Genomic DNA, 316 nt, shown 5'->3' with positions numbered 1-316 from the left:
GCGTCAGATGTGTATAAGAGACAGACCTTGGGCTGCTCAAAGATTTCCTTGAGCATAAAGTGGCGGTACTCMCCCTTGTCGGCGGCTTCCGCACCTTCGTGGTATTGCMCGCTCTCACKCGTCACCGGCTGGCCGTCGACGCTCCWGATCTGCCCGCCTTCTTGCCTGTCTCTTATACACATCTGCCGCTGGCCACGACGCNAGCATAAAGTGGCGGTACTCACCCTTGTCGGCGGCTTCCGCACCTTCGTGGTATTGCACGCTCTCATGCGTCACCGGCTGGCCGTCGACGCTCCAGATCTGCACGCTTTCGCGC

The 316-nt window shown here is 60.1% G+C and carries 1 pseudogene; it reads right to left on the bottom strand.

The features are described 5' to 3' along the window. Positions 1-204: 204 nt before the first annotated feature. Positions 205-316 (bottom strand): annotated as a pseudogene (locus ACQ4LH_RS22005) (hypothetical protein); the annotation flags it as partial.

The sequence above is a fragment of the Pseudomonas peli genome (assembly GCF_050563605.1).
Classification (GTDB): domain Bacteria; phylum Pseudomonadota; class Gammaproteobacteria; order Pseudomonadales; family Pseudomonadaceae; genus Aquipseudomonas; species Aquipseudomonas peli_A.
Note: the sequence above shows the minus strand (reverse complement) of the source record. Positions and strands in the feature narration are given on the sequence as shown.